Origin of the sequence: Gordonia sp. VNK21, assembly GCF_046098115.1 — a bacterium.
Taxonomy (GTDB): Bacteria; Actinomycetota; Actinomycetes; order Mycobacteriales; family Mycobacteriaceae; genus Gordonia.
The window spans coordinates 337,675-357,043 of sequence record NZ_JBJURU010000001.1 but is presented as its reverse complement, the minus strand read 5'-3'; the positions used below and the strand labels follow the sequence as shown (position 1 = coordinate 357,043).

General features: G+C 71.2%; 18 protein-coding genes. 14 read left to right on the top strand and 4 right to left on the bottom strand.

Going from position 1 to position 19,369, the window contains the following annotated elements:
- Window positions 1–5: 5 nt before the first annotated feature.
- The 4 genes from ACJMNC_RS01800 to ACJMNC_RS01785 are packed head-to-tail and all read left to right on the top strand — an operon-like array spanning window position 6 to window position 5,648.
- A complete protein-coding gene (locus tag ACJMNC_RS01800; RefSeq protein WP_408946237.1) occupies window positions 6–1,904 on the top strand; it encodes an AAA family ATPase in 1,899 nt (632 codons plus the stop codon).
- A gap of 51 nt (window positions 1,905–1,955) precedes the next feature.
- Window positions 1,956–2,573, top strand: coding sequence for a cob(I)yrinic acid a,c-diamide adenosyltransferase (gene cobO / locus ACJMNC_RS01795; protein WP_408946236.1), 618 nt, complete (start codon window positions 1,956–1,958; stop codon window positions 2,571–2,573).
- Entirely contained in the window at window positions 2,536–4,020 is a 1,485-nt protein-coding gene (locus tag ACJMNC_RS01790; RefSeq protein WP_408946235.1) for a cobyrinate a,c-diamide synthase, read from the top strand. Before cobO ends, ACJMNC_RS01790 begins: the two co-directional genes overlap by 38 nt.
- Entirely contained in the window at window positions 4,017–5,648 is a 1,632-nt protein-coding gene (locus ACJMNC_RS01785; protein WP_408946234.1) for a GAF domain-containing protein, read from the top strand. The genes ACJMNC_RS01790 and ACJMNC_RS01785 overlap by 4 nt, the downstream gene beginning before the upstream one ends.
- A 9-nt stretch (window positions 5,649–5,657) precedes the next feature.
- Here ACJMNC_RS01785 and ACJMNC_RS01780 read toward each other — a convergent pair whose 3' ends face one another.
- On the bottom strand, window positions 5,658–6,332 hold the full coding sequence (locus ACJMNC_RS01780; protein WP_408946233.1) for a response regulator transcription factor: 675 nt from the start codon (window positions 6,330–6,332) through the stop codon (window positions 5,658–5,660).
- Between the two features lie 106 nt (window positions 6,333–6,438).
- On the opposite strand from ACJMNC_RS01780, the gene ACJMNC_RS01775 reads away from it, so the two are divergent.
- From ACJMNC_RS01775 to ACJMNC_RS01765, 3 genes are all read left to right on the top strand, one after another.
- Entirely contained in the window at window positions 6,439–7,413 is a 975-nt protein-coding gene (locus ACJMNC_RS01775) for an acyl-ACP desaturase (RefSeq protein ID WP_408946232.1), read from the top strand.
- A 143-nt stretch (window positions 7,414–7,556) separates the two neighbouring features.
- Entirely contained in the window at window positions 7,557–8,786 is a 1,230-nt protein-coding gene (gene cobA, locus ACJMNC_RS01770) for a uroporphyrinogen-III C-methyltransferase (protein ID WP_408946231.1), read from the top strand.
- A gap of 2 nt (window positions 8,787–8,788) precedes the next feature.
- Complete coding sequence (locus tag ACJMNC_RS01765) at window positions 8,789–9,253, top strand: hypothetical protein (RefSeq protein ID WP_408946230.1); 465 nt, start codon at window positions 8,789–8,791, stop codon at window positions 9,251–9,253.
- A 76-nt stretch (window positions 9,254–9,329) separates the two neighbouring features.
- Here ACJMNC_RS01765 and yaaA read toward each other — a convergent pair whose 3' ends face one another.
- Complete coding sequence (gene yaaA, locus ACJMNC_RS01760) at window positions 9,330–10,070, bottom strand: peroxide stress protein YaaA (RefSeq protein ID WP_408946229.1); 741 nt, start codon at window positions 10,068–10,070, stop codon at window positions 9,330–9,332.
- Between the two features lie 39 nt (window positions 10,071–10,109).
- Between yaaA and ACJMNC_RS01755 the strand changes: the two genes are divergently transcribed.
- On the top strand, window positions 10,110–11,843 hold the full coding sequence (locus ACJMNC_RS01755; protein WP_408946228.1) for a proline--tRNA ligase: 1,734 nt from the start codon (window positions 10,110–10,112) through the stop codon (window positions 11,841–11,843).
- 3 nt (window positions 11,844–11,846) lie between these two features.
- On the opposite strand, the gene ACJMNC_RS01750 is transcribed toward ACJMNC_RS01755, so the two are convergent.
- Together ACJMNC_RS01750 and ACJMNC_RS01745 are read right to left on the bottom strand one after the other, a co-directional pair.
- Complete coding sequence (locus ACJMNC_RS01750; RefSeq protein ID WP_408946227.1) at window positions 11,847–12,284, bottom strand: ferritin-like domain-containing protein; 438 nt, start codon at window positions 12,282–12,284, stop codon at window positions 11,847–11,849.
- Window positions 12,281–12,808 (bottom strand): hypothetical protein, encoded by a 528-nt coding sequence (locus tag ACJMNC_RS01745; protein ID WP_408946226.1) that lies wholly within the window; start codon window positions 12,806–12,808, stop codon window positions 12,281–12,283. The genes ACJMNC_RS01750 and ACJMNC_RS01745 overlap by 4 nt, the downstream gene beginning before the upstream one ends.
- Window positions 12,809–12,883: 75 nt before the next feature.
- Between ACJMNC_RS01745 and rimP the strand changes: the two genes are divergently transcribed.
- The 6 genes from rimP to ACJMNC_RS01715 all read left to right on the top strand — a co-directional run bounded on the left by rimP (window position 12,884) and on the right by ACJMNC_RS01715 (window position 19,296).
- The gene (gene rimP, locus ACJMNC_RS01740; RefSeq protein WP_408946225.1) at window positions 12,884–13,456 is read left to right on the top strand and encodes a ribosome maturation factor RimP; all 573 of its coding nucleotides are present in this window, start codon (window positions 12,884–12,886) and stop codon (window positions 13,454–13,456) included.
- A gap of 93 nt (window positions 13,457–13,549) precedes the next feature.
- Window positions 13,550–14,596 (top strand): transcription termination factor NusA, encoded by a 1,047-nt coding sequence (gene nusA, locus ACJMNC_RS01735; protein WP_408946224.1) that lies wholly within the window; start codon window positions 13,550–13,552, stop codon window positions 14,594–14,596.
- A gap of 87 nt (window positions 14,597–14,683) precedes the next feature.
- Window positions 14,684–14,935: a YlxR family protein gene (locus ACJMNC_RS01730; protein WP_408946223.1), complete on the top strand. Its 252-nt coding sequence runs from the start codon at window positions 14,684–14,686 to the stop codon at window positions 14,933–14,935.
- Between the two features lie 98 nt (window positions 14,936–15,033).
- Entirely contained in the window at window positions 15,034–17,790 is a 2,757-nt protein-coding gene (gene infB, locus ACJMNC_RS01725) for a translation initiation factor IF-2 (RefSeq protein ID WP_408946222.1), read from the top strand.
- A gap of 73 nt (window positions 17,791–17,863) precedes the next feature.
- Complete coding sequence (rbfA, locus tag ACJMNC_RS01720; protein WP_408946221.1) at window positions 17,864–18,346, top strand: 30S ribosome-binding factor RbfA; 483 nt, start codon at window positions 17,864–17,866, stop codon at window positions 18,344–18,346.
- On the top strand, window positions 18,343–19,296 hold the full coding sequence (locus ACJMNC_RS01715; protein ID WP_408946220.1) for a DHH family phosphoesterase: 954 nt from the start codon (window positions 18,343–18,345) through the stop codon (window positions 19,294–19,296). The genes rbfA and ACJMNC_RS01715 overlap by 4 nt, the downstream gene beginning before the upstream one ends.
- Window positions 19,297–19,369 lie beyond the last annotated feature (73 nt).

Sequence of the window (19,369 nt, the reverse complement as noted above, 5' to 3'; positions counted from 1 at the left end):
GACCGATGACCGAGACTCCGGTGCAGTACCCGTTCAGCGCGGTGGTGGGCCAGGAGCGGCTCAAACTCGCCCTGATCCTCACCGCGGTGGCCCCCGGCATCGGCGGTGTGCTCATCCGGGGCGAGAAGGGCACCGCCAAGTCGACGATCGTGCGTGCTCTCGCGCCGCTGCTCGGCGGTGCGCGGGTGGTGGAACTGCCGATCGGCGCGACCGAGGACCGGGTGGTGGGATCCCTGGACCTGACCCGCGTGCTGCGCGACGGCCAGGCGCACTTCACCCCCGGACTGCTGGCGCAGGCCGACGACGGTGTGCTCTACATCGACGAGGTGAACCTGCTCTCCGATCACCTGGTGGACGTACTCCTCGATGCCGCCGCCAGCGGCCGGGTGACCATCGAGCGCGACGGCGTCTCGCACACTCAGTCGGCGCGGTTCGTCCTGGTGGGCACCATGAATCCGGAGGAGGGCGAGCTGCGTCCGCAGCTGCTCGACCGCTTCGGTCTGGTGGTCGACGTGGCCGGCGCGCGGGATGTGGACGAGCGCGTCCAGATCGTCACGGCCCGGATGGCCTTCGACGCCGACCCGGCCGGGTTCGCCGAGCAGTACGCCGCCCAGGACGAGCAGATCGCCGAGCAGATCGCCGCCGCCCGCGCGCGGGTGGGCGCGGTGCGCATCCCGCAGTCCGAACTGCGCCGCATCGCGGCCGTCTGTGCCCAGCTGGAAGTGGACGGTCTGCGCGGCGACATCGTGGTGGCGCGGACCGCGGCCGCCCATGCGGCCTGGCGCGGCGCCGACGCCGTGACCGAGGACGATGTGCTCCAGGCCGTGGAACTGGCCCTGCCGCACCGTCGCCGGCGCAACCCCTTCGACTCGTCCGGGATGGATCGCGAGCAGCTCGACGATGCGCTCGACGCCGGCCGGCAGGCCGCTGACGACACCCCGGCCGACGATCCGGACGCCGGTGACCCGCCCGCCGACGAGCCGCCCTCCGACTCCGGACCTCAGGACGACCCGGATCCCGACGGCCCAGATCCCGACGGCCCAGATCCCGACGGCCCAGACACGGACCCGCCCGGCGGCGGAGGCGCACCGGGCGGACCGCAGTTCGGGCAGGCGCCCTCTGGGGCCGGTGGACGGCTGCGGACTTTCCGGGCCGAGGGCATCGGCGACGGCGACGACGGCCGGCGCTCCACCGCCCGCAGCCGGCGCGGAAGCACCACCCGCGCCGTCGACTTCGCTCCCGGATCGCCGGTGCACCTGTTCGGCACCATCCTGGCCGCGGCCGGCCGGTCCACCGGCGACGGTGTGCCCGGTCTGGTCCCCGGCGACCTGCGCGGCGCCGAACGCATCGGCACCGAATCGAATCTGGTGGTCTTCGTCGTCGACCTGTCCGGCTCGATGACCGCCCGTGCCCGGCTGGCAGCCGTGCGCACCGCCTGTGTGGATCTGCTGCGCGATTCCTACACCCGGCGCGACCGGGTCGCCGTCGTGGTGGCCTGCGGCCGGGAAGCCTATGTGGCCGTGCCGCCGACGCGCTCGGTGGACCTGGCCGTAGCCCGGCTCGCCGCGGTCCGGACGGGCGGTCGCACGCCACTGGCCGAGGGCCTCACCGAAGCGCTGACGGTGATCGCCCGGGCGGGGCTCACCGACCCGGCCCGGCGTCCGCTGCTGGTGGTGCTCACCGACGGCCGCGCCACAGCCGGCGAGAACGCGCCGCAGCGGGCGAGTGCGGCGGCGGCCGAGGTGGCCCGGCGGGGCATCTCAGCCCTGGTGGTGGACTGTGAGCACGGAATGGTGCGGCTCGGTCTGGCGGCCGAACTCGCGGCGACGATGGGCGCCCAGTACACCCGGATGGATCAGCTAGAGACCGCCGGCCTGGCCGGGCACATCGGCGTCGTCGCCTGATCGCACCCGGCCGGTCCTCGCCGCGGCGGTGAGCCACTAGACTCTGAAGGCGTGCCCAAAGGAGTTCCCGAAACAGTTCCCGACGACGGTCTGACCACCCGCCAGCGCCGCCGGCTGCCGGTGCTGGCGGTGAACACCGGCGAAGGGAAAGGCAAGTCGACCGCCGCCTTCGGGATGGCGATGCGGGCGTGGAACGCCGGCCTGGACATCGCCGTCTTCCAGTTCGTCAAGAGCGCGAAATGGAAAGTGGGCGAAGAGAACACGATGCTCGCCCTGAACCGCCTGCATGAGCAGACCGGTGAGGGCGGCCCCGTGCAATGGCACAAGATGGGGCAGGGCTGGTCGTGGATCCGGTCCAATTCCGACACCGAAGAGGATCACGCCGAATCCGCCCGCGCCGGCTGGCGGGAGATCGCCCGCCGGCTGCAGGAGCAGCAGCACGACTTCTACGTCCTCGACGAGTTCACCTACCCGCTCCACTGGGGCTGGATCGACGTCGACGAGGTGGTCGAGACGCTGCGCAGCCGGCCGGGCAGTCAGCATGTGGTGATCACCGGCCGGTACGCGCCGCCCGCGCTGACCGAGGCGGCCGACCTGGTCACCGAGATGCGCAAGATCAAGCACCCGATGGATGCCGGCCGCAAGGGTCAGAAGGGCATCGAGTGGTAGCGGCGACGTGGTAGCCGGCAGTACCCCGCCCGCGGTGGTGATCGCCGCGCCCGCCTCGGGCAGCGGCAAGACCACCGTCGCGACCGGCCTGATCGGCGCGCTCAGCGCCGCCGGACATCGGGTGGCCCCGTTCAAGGTGGGCCCGGACTACATCGATCCCGGTTATCACGGGCTGGCCGCTGGCCGCGCCGGCCGGAACCTCGACCCCAACCTGGTGGGCGAGCACCGGGTGGCCCCGCTGTTCGCGGCCGGCGCGGCCGGCGCCGACATCGCGGTCGTCGAAGGCGTGATGGGACTCTTCGACGGCCGCATCGCCGATCAGGCGGCCGGCGACGGGGCGATCGGCGCCGGGGGCGCCTTCGGTTCCACGGCGCAGGTCGCCGGCCTGCTCGGCGCACCGGTGATCCTGGTGGTCGACGCCGCGGGTCACAGCCAGTCGCTGGCGGCGCTCCTGCACGGCTTCCTGGGTTTCGACACCTCGGTGCGCATCGCCGGGGTGATCCTCAACCGGGTCGGCTCACCACGGCACGAACAGGTGCTGCGGCAGGCCTGTGCGCGGGTGGGGCTGGCGGTGCTCGGGGTGCTGCGCCGCGATCCGGGGCTGGCGGTGCCGTCGCGGCATCTCGGTCTGATCCCGGCCGCCGAACGCAACACCGACGCAGTCCGCTCCGTGTCCGAGATCAGCGCGAAAGTCGGTGCGGCGCTCGACCTTCCGGCGATCATCGAGGTGGCCCGCAGCAGCCGGGGTCCGGTGGTGACGCCGTGGTCCGCCGCCGACGAGATCGCCGCTGTGGAGGAGAACGCAGCGGGGGAGCGACCCGGGTCTGTCGCGGCACCGCTGATCGCGGTCGCCGGCGGTGCGGCGTTCACCTTCTCCTACGCCGAGCACGCCGAACTGCTCACCGCCGCCGGTGCCCGGGTGGAGGTCTTCGACCCGCTCGCCGACCCGTTGCCGCGCGGCGCCCACGCCCTGGTGATCGGCGGGGGTTTCCCGGAGGAGCACGGCGAACAGCTGAGCGGCAACGCACCCCTGCTGAGCGATCTGCGTGCGATGGCGGCGGCCGGCCGGCCGATCCACGCCGAATGCGCCGGCCTGCTGTACCTGCTGGCCGCCCTCGACGACCGGCCGATGGCCGGAGTGCTCGCCGGATCCGGCGCGTTCAGCTCGCGGCTGACCCTCGGCTACCGGGATGCGGTGGCGCTGACCGATTCACCGCTCTTCCCGGCGGGGAGCCGGGTGACCGGCCACGAATTCCACCGCACACGGGTGCAGTGGACGGACCGGCCGGCGCCGGCCTGGGGCTGGCGAGACGCGGACGGACGGGCGCACACCGAGGGCACCGTGCATCGCGGTGTGCACGCTTCGTACCTGCATGTGCACCCGGCTGGATATCCTGAAGCGGTGGCCCGATTCGTGCGGGCGGCGCGCGGACCGGAGGCGAGATGAGCGGCGAGCAGCGGAGTCACCAGCCCGATCAGCGGGCACTGCAGACGGCCCTGGACGCCCTCACCGAACAGCAGACCGACCCGCGGGTGCTGCGGCAGCTGATGGAAGCGGTCCTGCTGGTGGGCCAGGGACTCGACCTCGACGAGGCGCTGCAGCGCATCGTCGAAGTCGGTGCCCGGGTCCTCGATGCGCAGTACTGCGCGCTGGGCGTGCGCGGCGGCGCCGGGCGCCGGCTGCAGGCCTTCGTCTACACCGGGATCCCACCGGAGGTGCGCGCACGGATGGGGCCGCTGCCGGAGGGACACGGGGTGCTCGGCGAGCTGCTCGACCATCCCACCGTGCTGCGCATTCCGCACCTGTCCGATCACCCGGCGTCGGTGGGCTTCCCGCCCAACCATCCGCCGATGGACAGCTTCCTGGGGGCGCCGATCATCGTGCGCGGTGAGCTCTTCGGCTCCATCTACCTGACCGAGAAGCAGAGCCTGCCCGAGTTCACCGAGGAGGACGAGCAGATCGTCGCGGTGCTCGCGGTGGCGGTGGGCATCGCCGTCGACAACGCGCGCAGCTACCAGCGGCAGCTGGTCCGGCAGCAGTGGATGCAGATCCTGGCGCGCCGCGGCTCCGAGCCTATGGCCGGGGTGGCCCTGGACGACACCCTGAACGGATTGTGCGCGGATGTGGCCGCGCTGACCGGGGCGGTGGACGTCTTCGCGGTGACCGTCGACGCGGGCGCCCCGGTGCTGCACGGGCACACCGGCCGGCGTATCGATCCGGCCGACATCACCTGGCCGGGACTGAGTTTCTCGGTCACCGAGACCGACGGCAAGGCCGAGTGGATGCGCCGCGGCGCCCGCTGGCGCACGGCCCAGCCCATGCAGGGCACCCCGGGCGACGTGGGGGCGCTGGTGCTCACCCACACCCGCCGGCCCACCTGGGAGCCGGAGGAGATCTCCGGTCTCGAAGGGGTGGCCCGCATCGCCGCGCTGGCCGTCGCCTACGCCCAGCAGCAGCAGATGGCACGCGATCTGGAGATGCTCGAGGACCGTCACCGCATCGCCCGCGACCTGCACGATCACGTGATTCAGCGGCTCTTCGCGATCGGCATGTCGCTGCAGACCATGCAGGCCGCACCGGATCAGGTCAACGAACGGGTCTCGCAGGTGATCGACGATCTGGACGCGACGATCGGGCAGATCCGCACCTCGATCTTCGATCTGAAGTCGGCGAGCATCGATCCCGAGGCGGCCACCCTGCGGCGCAAAGTCCTCGACGTGGTGGCCGAACTGGCCCGGCATGCGCCGATCGTGCCCAGCGTCGCCTTCTCCGGGCCGGTGGACACCCTGGTGCCGGACCGGCTCGCACCGCACATCGAGGCGGTGCTGCGGGAGGGCCTGTCGAATGCGCTGCGGCACAGCGGCGGCGACCGGATCGGCGTGCGCATCGTCGCCGACGACGTGCTGACGGTGGAGATCTCCGACAACGGGCGGGGCATTCCGCCCACCGCGCATTACCGGGGACTGAACAATCTGGTGGCCCGGGCCGACGAATGCGACGGGAACTTCACCGTCGAGTCGCGTCCGGGCCAGGGCGTGATCCTCACCTGGGAGGTCTCCCTGGAGCCCGCGTGAGCCGGGCGGTCAGCGGCCCTTCTGGCGCAGCTCGGTGGCCATCACCGCGATCTGGGTGCGGCGCTGCATGTCGAGCTTGGCGAGGATGTGCGAGACGTAGTTCTTGATGGTCTTCTCGGCCAGGAACATCCGTTCGGCGATCTGCCGGTTGGTCAGACCCTCGCCGATCAGGTTGAAGACCTCGCGTTCCTGCCCGGTCAGGTCGGCCAGCGGATCCGGCTTGGCCTTCTTGTCGTTGCGCAGCTTGTCGAGCAGGGCGGCCGTGGACCGGTCGTCGAGCAGCGAGCCGCCCTTGCCGACGGTGCGGACGGCGGCGATCAGGTTCTGGCCGAGGATCTGCTTGAGGACGAAGCCGGAGGCCCCGGCCAGCACGGCGGCGAGCAGAGCGTCGTCGTCGGCGTAGCTGGTGAGCATGAGGCACCGCACCTCGGGATTGCGCGAGCGGGCCTCGCGGCACAGCTCCACGCCGTTGCCGTCGGGCAGCCGTACGTCCAGGACCGCCACGTCCGGGCGGGTCCGGGCGATCCCGGCGAGCGCCTCCTTGACGCTGGCGGCCTCACCGACGATCTCCAGGTCGCCGGCGGTGCCGAGCAGGTCGCGCAGGCCACGGCGGACCAGCTCATGATCGTCGACGAGGAAGACGCGGACCGGCTTTCCGGACTGCGTCGGTGAAGCAGAGGGCATGCCTCGAATCTACCCCAGGACCCGGACGGATCGGGTACCGGCGACCCGGCCGTTTCGGGACCTTCGGCACAGGTGTGGACCTGCTGAGATGGCGAGCATAGAGGGCATGACCACTCTCATCGGCAAGAACATGAGCGGCTCGGATCTGCTGCGCGAACTCCTCCCGGTCTGCGAGACCGAGGTGGAGCGGCATATGAAGATGACCCGGGACTGGCACCCGCACGACTACGTGCCCTGGGACGACGGCCGTAACTTCGCCATGCTCGGCGGCGTGGACTGGGATCCGGAGCAGTCGCAGCTGTCGGAGACGGCGAAGGCCGCGATGATCACCAACCTGCTCACCGAGGACAATCTGCCTTCGTACCACCGGGTGATCGCCGACAACTTCAGCCTCGACGACGCCTGGGGATTCTGGGTGGGACGGTGGACGGCCGAGGAGATGCGGCACAGCGTGGTGATGCGCGATTACCTGGTGGTGACCCGCGGCGTGGATCCGGTGGAGCTGGAGGAGACGCGGATGGCGCATATGACCTCCGGCTTCAATCCGCTGCCCGACGACGACGGTCAGCGCGACCACAGCTACGACATGCTGTTCGCGGTGGCCTATGTGAGTTTCCAGGAACTGGCGACGCGGGTCAGTCACCGCAACACCGGCAAGGCCTGCGGCGATCCGATCGCCGACCGGATGCTGCAGCGGGTCGCCGCCGACGAGAACCTGCACATGCTCTTCTACCGGAACATCGTCAGCGGGGCGCTGGATCTGGTGCCCGACGAGGCGATGGCCGCGATCCACGCGATCGTCACCAACTTCCAGATGCCGGGCCTGACGATGCCCAACTTCCGCCGCAATGCGGTGCTCATCGCCAAGGGCGGCATCTACGACCTGCCGCAGCACCTCGAAGACGTCGTGATGCCGGTGCTGCGCAAGTGGCGGATCTTCGAGCGGGAGGACTTCGGTCCGGTCGGCGAGATGTACCGCGAGCGCCTCGCCGCCTTCCTCGACGAGATGAACGTCAAGGTGGAGAAGTTCGAGGCGTCGCGGGCCCGTGCCCTGGCTCGCGAGGCACGGCGCAGCGCCTGACGGTACTGCGCCACTGCGGCGCCTCCGGTCAGTTCGCTGCGTCGTTGTGAGTTCGCGGCCTGGGCTGAGGCCGCGAACCCGAAATGACGCAGCGAAACCTCTGGATGCGGCGCACCACGCGCACGACAGTAAGCTGATCTGTCATGGGTGAAGGGCATTATCTGGCGGGCTTGGACCTGACCGGACGCAAGGTGGTCGTGGTCGGCGGGGGGACGGTCGCGCAGCGCCGCCTCCCGAATCTGCTGGCCGCGGGCGCGGACGTGCACGTGATCGCGATCGACCCCACCCCGACGGTCGAATCCGAGCCGCTGGTGACCGTTCAGCGCCGGGCCTACGCCGACGGCGATCTCGACGGCGCCTGGTACGCCATGGCCTGCACCGACGATCCCGAGGTCAACGCCGCAGTGGTCGCCGAAGCCACCGCCCGCCGCATCTTCTGCGTCCGGGCCGACGACGCCCGCTACGGCACCGCGGTGACCCCCGCCTCGGCGCGGCACGACGGCCTGCAGTTCGGTGTCCTCGCCGGCGGCGAGCACCGTCGTTCCGCTGCGCTGCGCGCCGCCATCTCCACCGCACTGGCCGACGGCACCACCCTGCAGCTCGACGCCGCCCGGCACGCCCCGGGCGTCGCCCTGGTCGGCGGCGGGCCGGGCGATCCCGAACTGATCACCGTGCGCGGCCGGCGGTTGCTGGCCCAGGCCGACGTGGTGGTGGCCGACCGGCTCGCGCCCGGCAGCCTGCTCGACGAGCTGGGCCCGCAGGTGGAGATCGTCGACGCCGCGAAGGTCCCGTACGGCCGGGCCATGCGGCAGGAGAAGATCAACGAGCTCCTGGTGGAGCGGGCCGAGGCCGGGAAGTTCGTGGTGCGCCTCAAAGGCGGCGACCCCTACGTCTACGGCCGCGGCTTCGAGGAACTGCAGGCGTGCGTTGCGGCCGGGGTGCCGGTGACCGTGGTGCCCGGCATCACCTCGCCGATCTCGGCGCCCGAGCTGGCCGGCATTCCGGTGACCCACCGCGGCGTCACCCACGAGGTGGTCATCGTCTCCGGACATGTGGCGCCCGACCATCCCGATTCGCTCACCGATTGGCCGGCACTGGCCCGGCTGCGCGGGACCATCGTGCTGATGATGGCCGTGCAGCGCCTCGACGCCTTCGCCCGGGTCCTGCTCGACGGCGGCAAGCCCGGCGACACCCCGGTCGCCCTGATCGAGAACGCCTCCCGCCCCGACCAGCGGCTGCTGCGCACCGATCTCGCACACGCCGCGCAGACCGCGGCGGAGCAGGAGCTCACGCCGCCGGCCATCGTGGTGATCGGCTCGGTGGCCGGCTTCACCGACGCCGACGACGTCGTGCCCTTCGCCGGGGAGGACTGACCGTGACCGCCCGGATCGCCGCCGCCGTCTCCGGCGTCCTGCTGCTGATCGCGGCCGTCGCCGCCTGGTGGATCGGACCGTGGATCACCGCCGGTCTGGTCGCCGCCGCCGTGGTGGTGCTGTCGCTGTGGCAGTGGTACCGGCGCCGCCACGACATCCCGCCGGTCCCGGACAGCATGCTGACCACCTACATCCTGCCGCTCACCTTCGGTGCGCTGGCCGTGGTGGCGCTCAACGGCTGGATCTACCGGATCTCCGCCGACGCCGGCGGGGAGAACGGTGAACTCGGCACCATCGTCGGCCTGATCACCGGTGTGATCGGCATGGCCGCCGCCTACGGCTACGGCCGGATCCGGGCGCAGAAGGCTCAGCTCGCCGCGGTCGACGACCGCCCGGTCGACCACGCCGACGAGGACGAGCTCGACCCCAACGAATGGCTCCGGAACTTCAACCGCGAGAACTTCTGAACGCGTACCCCGGGAGGATTCGCGCGGTATCCCGGTCTGGGGTGGTTCGATCCCGCTCAGCTGTGAACGGGGACCTTCACTCGGTCACCACCGTGATCTCCACCGGTGAGGTGAGCTCGACCCGATGCCCGGCATCGGAGAGCACCGCGACCAGCTTGTCGATGTCGCGGACCCGCGCACGCGTCTGCACCAGATCCCGGGTGATCAGACCCTTGTAGTGCTTGTTGAAGTGGCTCACCACTTTTCGCGAACCGTCCGCGGCCTCGGTGACGACGGTCGCGGTCACCGCACCGGCCACCGGGCCCAGCTTCTGATACACCCCGGAGCGCAGATCGAGGACGAAGTCGTCGAGCCCGTCCAGGGCGGGGGAGAGCTCCGGTCTCCACACCGAGCCGAGCGTGCCGAAGCCCGGCAGTCTGGAGCCGCCGGAGAGACGGTACGCCGGAATCAGGTCGGTCGCCGCGACCACTCCGAACAGGGCCGAGCCGATCATCAGCCGGTCGGCGGCCTTGGCCTTGCCGGCCCGCGTCATCCCGGGATAGTCCAGTGCGTCGTAGAGCACCCCGGTGTAGCGCTCGATCGCCGGCCGGGTGGGGGAGAGCCACAGCTCGGCATTGCGATCCACCTCGGCGAGCTGGGATTCCCCGAGCCCCAGCGCCTTCCGGGAGGCGTCCAGATCGGCCGAGAGCGTCACCAGGGCGTCGGCGAGCTTGCGGCGCACCGGGTTCAGCTGCGGCAGCACCAGGGCGTCGAGATCCAGCGGTGCACCGCGGCCGCCGTCGGACTTGGTTTCAGAGGGAGGCAGGATGACGCGCACCCGATCACCCTAACTAAGCTGTCCGGTGTGATCACTCGCATGTCTTCCCTGTTCCTGCGGACCCTGCGCGACGACCCCGCCGACGCCGAGGTTCCCAGCCACAAACTGCTGGTCCGCGCCGGGTACATCCGCCGCACCGCACCGGGCATCTACTCCTGGCTGCCGCTGGGGCTGCGGGTGTTCCGCAACATCGAGAACGTGGTGCGCGAGGAGATGGACGCGATCGGCGCGCAGGAGATCCTGCTGCCGGCGCTGCTGCCGCGCGAACCGTACGAGACCACCGGTCGCTGGACCGAGTACGGCGACGCCCTGTTCCGGCTCAAAGACCGCAAGGGCGCCGACATGCTGCTCGGCCCCACCCACGAGGAGCTGTTCACCCAGCTGGTCAAGGGCGAGTACAGCTCGTACAAGGACCTGCCGGTGGTCCTCTATCAGATCCAGACCAAGTACCGCGACGAGGAGCGGCCCCGCGCCGGGCTGCTGCGCGGCCGCGAATTCGTCATGAAGGACTCGTACTCCTTCGACGTCGACGACGCCGGCCTGCAGGCCTCCTACGACGCCCACCGGGCCGCCTACCAGCGGATCTTCGATCGGCTCGGGGTGGACTACGTGATCGTGGCCGCCACCTCCGGTGCCATGGGCGGCAGTGCCTCCGAGGAGTTCCTGGCCCGCTGCGAGGTCGGCGAGGACACCTTCGTCCAGAGCACCGAATCCGGCTACGCCGCCAATGTCGAAGCCGTGGTCACGCCGGCCCCCGAGGCACGCCCCATCGACGGCCTGCCCGAGGCCGCCGTGTACGAGACCGGCGACACCCCCACCATCGACACCCTCGTCGAGTGGGCCAACCGGACCCTCGACGGCGAGTACACCGCCGCCGACACCCTCAAGAACGTGCTGGTCAAGATCCGCAAGCCCGGCGGCGACTGGGAGGTCACCGGCATCGGCGTCCCCGGCGACCGCGAGGTGGACTTCAAACGGCTCGAAGCCGCCGTCGAACCGGCCGAGGTCGTCATCCTCGAGGAGGCGGACTTCGCCGCCAACCCGGCGCTGGTGCGCGGCTACATCGGGCCCAAGGGGGTCCAGGCCGCCGGCGGCCGCTACCTGGTGGATCCGCGTGTGGTCACCGGCACCAGCTGGATCACCGGCGCGGACACCGTCGGCGACCACGTGGTGGGGCTGGTGGCCGGCCGCGACTTCACCCCGGACGGGGTGATCGACGTGGCGTCGGTGCGCGACGGCGACCCCAGCCCGGACGGCAAGGGCGTGCTCGAGTCGGCGCGCGGCATCGAGATCGGGCACATCTTCCAGCTCGGCCGCAAGTACGCCGACGCCTTCGGTCTGGACGTGCTCGGTGAGAACGGCAAGCCGGTCCGGGTGACCATGGGGTCGTACGGCCTCGGCGTCTCCCGCATGGTCGCCGTGCTCGCCGAACAGTGCCACGACGACAAGGGCCTGCGCTGGCCGCGTGAGATCGCCCCGTTCGACGTCCACCTGGTGATCGCCAACAAGGACGAGGCCGCCGTCGCCGGCGCACAGCAGCTCGCCGCCGATCTGGACGCCGCCGGACTCCAGGTGCTCTTCGACGACCGCAAGGCCAGCCCCGGCGTGAAGTTCAAGGACGCCGAACTGCTCGGCATGCCGACCGTCGTGGTGGTCGGCCGCGGCTGGGCCGACGGGACCATCGAGATCCGGGACCGGTTCAGCGGAGAGGCGGCGACGGCCCCGATCGACGGCGCCGTCGAGGCGGTGCTCGCCGCGAGCCGCGGCCAGTAGGCGCTAGGACTGGGCGGGCTGCCCAGGGAAGGCCACTGTCACGGGAGCCTTCCCGAGGGCGCTGCGCCAGTGCGCGGCCCGTCGGGCGCAGTCGGTGAGGGCGTCGACGCCCAGCCTGCGCACCCCGGCGCCGTCGGCCTGGTCGATCAGCGCGAAGTAGGCCTGCGCGCAGTCCTCCTCCGCGCCGAGCAGGATCGTCGCCGCCGAATCGGCGCCGGTCATCTCCTCGGGCAGGGTGTAGCCGGCCGCCGCCGGCCTCGGCTGGCCGCCGGCCTCGGCCAGGGCGTCGTCGAGTTCGGTGCGCCGCACCCGATGGGCGGCGATGTACTCGGCGACGGTGCCGCGGTCCGCCGAGCCGATGAAGGCGGTCGACGTACCGTAGGCGAAGATCGCCGCGTTCTCCGCGTCGATGGCGGTCTCGAGGGCCTCGACGGTGCTCACTGTGCGCTCACTTCCTGCAGCACCGCGCAGGCGGCGCTGATCGAACCGAGCAGGGCGGCCCGGTAGCCGGACTGCTCGGTGGCGGTCTTGGCCGCCGACTGCGCCGACGTCCTCAGCTCGGAGAGCAGCGCAGCGGCGTCGACCCGGGGTACGGCGCCGCTGGTGATCTCGCCCGCGAACGGCGCATGCAGCCGGTTGATCTCGTCGGTCAGCGCCTGCAGGTGGGCGCCGCGCTCGTCCGCGATCTGGGTGAATCGATCGGACTGTCCGGTCTGTCTCGGTGCCAGAGCCTGCGCCTGCTCCTGCTGGTTGCGCGCCGACTGAGCATGCGGCACCAGAGCGCGTGCGGCCTTCTCGTCGTCGGACGGCCCGGTCTCACACGCGGTCAGCGCCGTGCCCGCGGCGACGGCGACGACCAGCCCGGCGCTTCCGCGCAGCACCGTCCGCCGCGACGGGGCCGGGGCGGGGAATCCGGCGCCAAGCGGCTCGGGGACGGGAGACGGCGGTGTCGGGGCGGGGTTCACGCCTGCCGATTCTGCCAGGGCCGGACATGGCCTACGATGGAAGGCCGCCACAGCGGCGCAAACCAGGAGGTGAGCATGGCCGGAACAGGACAGCCCGGATCGGCGGGACAGATCGAGTCCATCGATGCGCTGGCACGTCCGGTCCTGTCCGATCGCGGCTACGACCTCGAGGAGGTCGCCGTGCGACCGGGAGGGGAGCGCCGGGAGGTGCGCCTGGTGGTCGACCGTGACGGCGGCGCCGGGCTCGATGAGCTCGCCGAGATCAGCCGGGACCTGTCGGCGGTGTTCGACGAGGCCGGGGTGCTCGGTGAGGAGCCCTACGACCTCGAGGTCACCACCCCCGGCATCGGCCGGCCGATGACCGCACCCCGGCATTGGCGGCGCGCCCGCGGCCGGAAGGTCGCAGTCACCTGGACCGGCGACGACGGCGCCGAGCAGCAGCTCACCGCCCGCGTCGCCGACTCCGACGACGACGCCGTCACCCTGCTGACCAACGACAAGGGCCGCTTCACCGAGACCAGGATCATGCTGGCGTCGGTCGTCTCGGCCGCCGTCGACGTCGACTTCACCCGTCCCGGGCAGGCGGAACTGCGCCGCTGCGGCCTCGACGACGACGAGATCGCCCGGCGCCGGGCACCGGCGCACTAGCGTCGCGGGCCGCGAACGTCCGGCACAATAGACCCATTACTCACAGTCCCACCCCCGACAACTGCATCCGATAAGCGAATAGGAGTCGCCACCATGCACATCGACATCAGCGCGCTGCGGCTGATCGAAGCCGACAAGGGCATCCCGATCGACACCGTCATCACGGCCATCGAGACGGCGCTGCTCACCGCCTACCGGCACACCGAGGGCTTCGCCCCGCAGGCGCGGATCGACATCAACCGCAAGAGCGGTGAGGTGCGCGTGATGGCCGCCGAGGTGGACGCCGACGGCAACGTGGTCCACGAATGGGACGACACCCCCGAGGGCTTCGGCCGCATCGCCGCCACCACGGCCCGCCAGGTGATCCTGCAGCGGCTGCGCGACGCCGAGAACGAGAAGAACTTCGGTGAACTGGTGGCGCACGAGGGCGAGATCGTCGGCGGCGTGGTGCAGGCCGACGCCCGCGCCAACGCCAAGGGCATGGTGGTGGTGCAGATCGGCACCGACGCCAATGCCACCGAAGGCATCATCCCGCAGGCCGAGCAGGTGCCCGGTGAGCACTTCTCGCACGGCGACCGCATCAAGTGCTATGTGGTGGGTGTGACGCGCGGCGCCCGCGGTCCGCAGATCACCCTCTCGCGCACCCACCCGAACCTGGTGCGGCGGCTGTTCGCGCTGGAGGTCCCGGAGATCGCCGACGGCTCGGTGGAGATCGTCTCGGTGGCCCGTGAGGCCGGACACCGCTCCAAGATCGCAGTGCACACCGGCGTCGCCGGGCTCAACGCCAAGGGCGCCTGCATCGGCCCGATGGGGCAGCGGGTGCGCAATGTGATGAGCGAACTCGGCGGCGAGAAGATCGACATCATCGACTACGCGGCCGACCCGGCCGTGTTCGTCGGCAACGCCCTCTCGCCGGCCAAGGTGGTCTCGGTGACCGTGGTGGACGCCGAGACCAAGGCCGCACGCGTGGTGGTGCCCGACTATCAGCTCTCGCTGGCGATCGGCAAGGAAGGGCAGAACGCCCGGCTCGCCGCCCGGCTGACCGGTTGGCGGATCGACATCCGGTCCGACGCCGCCGACCCGGCCGACACCGCGGCGACCGGCGGAGTCTCCGATGACGCGGCCGATGGGCTAGACTGATCGGTGGTTCTTCGAGAGTCGACACATCCGATCCGCCAGTGCCTGGGCTGTCGTGAGCGCAGTGCGAAGTCACAGCTGATCAGGGTGGTGGTGCGCGACGACTCGGCCGGACCGTCCGGTACGGGCGGGCCGGTGCTGGTCGTCGATCACCGGAAGAACCTGCCGGGACGAGGCGCCTGGCTGCACCCGACGCAGGACTGCGTCCTCGCTGCGGTGCGGCGCAAGGCATTCGGGCCGGCACTCCGGGCGCGCGGGCTGACCGTGACCCCGGACGACCTCGCCGAGATTTTCGGCGGGGCCGGCCCAGAGGGTTCCGCAGGGAACCAGACAGGTGAGTAGAAGACATGAGCACACCGTGAAGTCGCCACGATGAGCACGTTCGTCAGATAACCCGAGGCCGTAGCGGGAGCCCGCTCGGCCTCCAAGTGAGGAGAGCAGTGGCAGGCAAGGCCCGCGTGCACGAATTGGCCAAAGAACTCGGCGTCACCAGCAAGCAAGTGCTGGAGCGCCTGAAGGATCAGGGCGAATTCGTCAAATCCGCGTCGTCGACCGTTGAGGCCCCGGTGGCCCGTCGGCTTCGCGAGTCATTCCAGCCCGCCGGCGGCGACGCCCCGGCGAAGGGCAGCGGTGCGAACACCGCAAGCCCCAAGGCGCCCAGTCCCAAGGCACCCAGTCCCAAGGATGCCGCAACACCGGCCGCCGCGAAGCCCGCGGCCGCCGCCCCCAAGCCGGGCGAGCCGAAGCCGGCCGCCCCGAAGCCGGCGCAGCCCAAGCCGGCCGGACCGGCACCCAAGCCCGCATCCCCGGCCGCCCCGTCGGCCCCGGCCGCCGAGAGCAAGCCGGCCTCCGCCGGTCCCCGTCCGGGCCCGCGTCCGGCCGCGCCGCGGCAGCCGCGGGTGGGCAACAATCCGTATTCGTCGACCCCGGCCCCCGCGCCGCGCCCGGCACCCCGTCCGGGTCCGGGCCAGGCCGGTCCGCGTCCGGGCGGCGGTCGTCCGGCGGCCGGTGGCCGTCCCGGCCCCGGCGGCAATCGTCCCGGTCCCGGCCAGGGCGGTCCCCGTCCGAGCCCGGGCAACATGCCTCCGCGGCCGAGCCCCGGAGCCATGCCGCAGCGCGCGGCCCGTCCCGACAACCGCCGGGGTGGACCCGGCGGTGGCGGCGGCCGTAGCGGCGGCGGTGCCGGTGGCGGCGGTTTCCGCGGCGGTCCCGGCGGCGGTGGCGCTCCGGGCGGCGGTTTCCGCGGCCGTCCCGGCGGCGGTGCCCGCGGCCGCGGCGGTGCCGCAGGCGCCTTCGGCCGTCCCGGCGGTGCGCCCCGCAAGGGCCGCAAGTCCAAGCGGGCGAAACGCGCCGAGTACGAGAGCATGCAGGCGCCCACCGTCGGTGGCGTGCGGCTGCCCTCGGGCAACGGCGAGACCATCCGGCTCGCCCGCGGCGCCTCGCTGTCGGACTTCGCCGACAAGATCAACGCCAACCCGGCTTCGCTGGTGCAGGCACTGTTCAACCTCGGCGAAATGGTCACGGCCACCGAATCGGTGAACGACGAGACGCTCGAGCTGCTCGGCTCGGAGATGAACTACGTCGTCCAGGTCGTGAGCCCGGAGGACGAGGACCGTGAGCTGCTCGAGAGCTTCGATCTGAGCTACGGCGAGGACGAGGGCGACGACGAGGATCTGCAGCAGCGTCCGCCGGTGGTGACCGTGATGGGTCACGTCGACCACGGTAAGACGCGACTGCTCGACACCATCCGCCGCGAGAACGTGGGTGCGGGTGAGGCCGGCGGCATCACCCAGCACATCGGTGCTTACCAGGTGGACACCCACCTCAACGGCGAAGACCGGCTGATCACCTTCATCGACACCCCCGGTCACGAGGCGTTCACCGCCATGCGTGCCCGCGGTGCCAAGGCCACCGACATCGCGATCCTGGTGGTCGCGGCCGACGACGGCGTCATGCCGCAGACGGTGGAGGCGGTCAACCACGCGCAGGCGGCCGACGTGCCGATCGTGGTGGCGGTCAACAAGATCGACAAGGAGGGCGCCGATCCGCAGAAGATCCGCGGTCAGCTCACCGAATACGGTCTGGTCCCCGAGGAATACGGCGGCGAGACCATGTTCGTCGACATCTCGGCCAAGCAGGGCACCAACATCGAGTCGCTGCTCGAGGCGGTGCTGCTGACCGCCGATGCCTCGCTGGATCTGCGGGCCAACCCGAACATGGACGCGCAGGGTGTGGCGATCGAAGCCCACCTCGACCGCGGCCGCGGCCCGGTGGCCACCGTGCTGATCCAGCGCGGCACCCTGCACGTCGGCGACTCGATCGTCGCCGGCGACGCCTACGGTCGTGTGCGCCGGATGGTCGACGAGCACGGCGAGGACGTCAACGAGGCGCTCCCGTCGCGGCCCGTACAGGTCATCGGCTTCACCTCGGTGCCCGGTGCCGGCGACAACCTCCTCGTGGTCGAGGAGGACCGGATCGCCCGGCAGATCGCCGACCGCCGCAATGCGCGTAAGCGCAATGCGCTGGCCGCACGCAGCCGCAAGCGGATCAGCCTGGAGGATCTGGACTCGGCGCTCAAGGAGACCAGCCAGCTCAACCTGATCCTCAAGGGCGACAACTCGGGTACCGTCGAGGCCCTCGAAGAGGCCCTGCTGGGCATCGAGATCGACGACGAGGTGCAGCTGCGGGTGATCGACCGCGGTGTCGGTGGCGTCACCGAGACCAACGTCAACCTGGCGGCGGCCTCCGATGCGGTGATCATCGGCTTCAACGTCCGTGCGGAGGGCAAGGCCACCGAGCTGGCCAACCGCGAGGGTGTGGAGATCCGGTACTACTCGGTGATCTACAAGGCCATCGAAGAGGTCGAGGCAGCGCTCAAGGGTCTGCTCAAGCCGATCTACGAGGAGCAGGAACTCGGCCGCACCGAGATCCGGGCGATCTTCAAGTCGTCCAAGGTCGGCAACATCGCCGGCTGCATGGTGCAGTCGGGTGTGGTCCGCCGCAACGCCAAGGCGCGGCTGCTGCGCGACAACACCGTGGTCGCCGACAATCTCACGGTCGCCTCGCTGCGCCGCGAGAAGGACGACGTCACCGAGGTCCGCGAGGGCTTCGAATGCGGTCTGACCCTCACCTACAGCGATATCAAGGTAGGCGACATCATCGAGTGCTACGAGATGGTGGAGAAGGCGCGGGACTGATGATGTCGCCTGAAGGATTCAATACCGGCGACATCATCGAGTGCTACGAGATGGTGGAGAAGGCAAGGGACTGATGGTCGATCATGCACGGGCGGCGCGCCTGGCCAAGCGGATCACCACGATCGTGGCCGGTGCCCTGGGCACCGAGATCCGCGATCCGCGGCTGGAGCACGTCACCATCACCGACTGCCGGGTGACCGGTGATCTGCACGACGCCACGGTGTTCTACACGGTGATGGGCGACTCGGTCGACGCCGAGCCGGACGTCGCCGGTGCGGCGGCCGGTCTGGCCGCCGCGACCGGGGCGCTGCGCACCATGGTCGGGGCCGGCACAGGGGTGCGGTTCACTCCGACGCTGCGCTTCGAACTGGACACGGTTCCGGATGCGACCCGGGCGATGGACGAGCTCCTCGCCCGGGCCCGCGCCCAGGACGAGCTGGTGGCCCGCGCCGCGCGGGAGGCGCAGCCGGCCGGGGACGCCGATCCCTATCGCGCGGACGCCGACGATGAGACCGGCGGCACCGACCCCGACCCGGCGCGGGACAGCCGCGGGTGACGACGGCGAGCAGTCGGGCGGTGGCGGCCGCACTGGCCGACGCTTCCGCCGTGTCGATCCTCAGCCACGTGCGGCCCGATGCCGACACCATCGGCAGTGCGCTCGGTCTGGCGCTGGCCCTGCGCGCGCGGGGCGTGACAGCGTCCGTCGCCTTCTCCGGTCCGGACCCGCTGCCGGTGCCGCTGGGCCAGCTGCCCGGCGCCGATCTGATCGTCGACGAACGGTCTCTGGTGCCGGCGCCGCTGGCGGTGGCCGTGGACGCGGCGACCATCGAGCGGCTCGGTGATCTGCAGCCGGTGTTCGAGGCATCGGCGTCGACGGTGTGCATCGATCATCACGCCTCCAACGGCGGATTCGCCGACCTGGATCTGATCGATCCGGAGTCGGACTGCACCGCGGTGCTGGTGCTCGAGGTCCTCGACGCGCTCGGCGCGGAGCTGACCCCGGACATCGCGACCTGCCTGTACGCGGGTCTGCTCACCGACACCGGATCCTTCAAATGGGCGCGGCCGGAATCGTTCCGGGTCGCGGCCCGGCTCACCGAGGCCGGTGTGGACACCGCCACCTGGAGCCGGATCCTGCTCGACACCCATCCGTTCGCCTGGCAGTCGATGCTCGCCCAGGTCCTGGCCACCTCGCGGCTGGATCGGCAGGCCCGCGGCGGCGCCGGACTGGTGTGGGCGGTGGTGACCGCATCCCAGCTCGACGGGCTGAGCTGGGAGGAGTCCGAGAGCGTCGTCGACGTCGTCCGCACGGCCGCGGAGGCCGAGGTGGCTGCCGTCTTCAAGGAGTCCACTCCCGGCCAGTGGACGGTGTCGCTGCGCAGCAAGGGCACGGATCTGGTGCCGGTGGCCCGGGCGCTCGGCGGCGGCGGGCACGCCCGCGCGGCCGGATACAGCGATTCCGGCACGGCCGACGAGGTGGTCGGCCGGCTGCGCGAGGAGCTGTAGATCGCCGGTGAGGCCCCGGCGGAGCGCGCCGCGCCCGACACCGACCACACCGTGGGGCGGGGCCGCTTCCTGA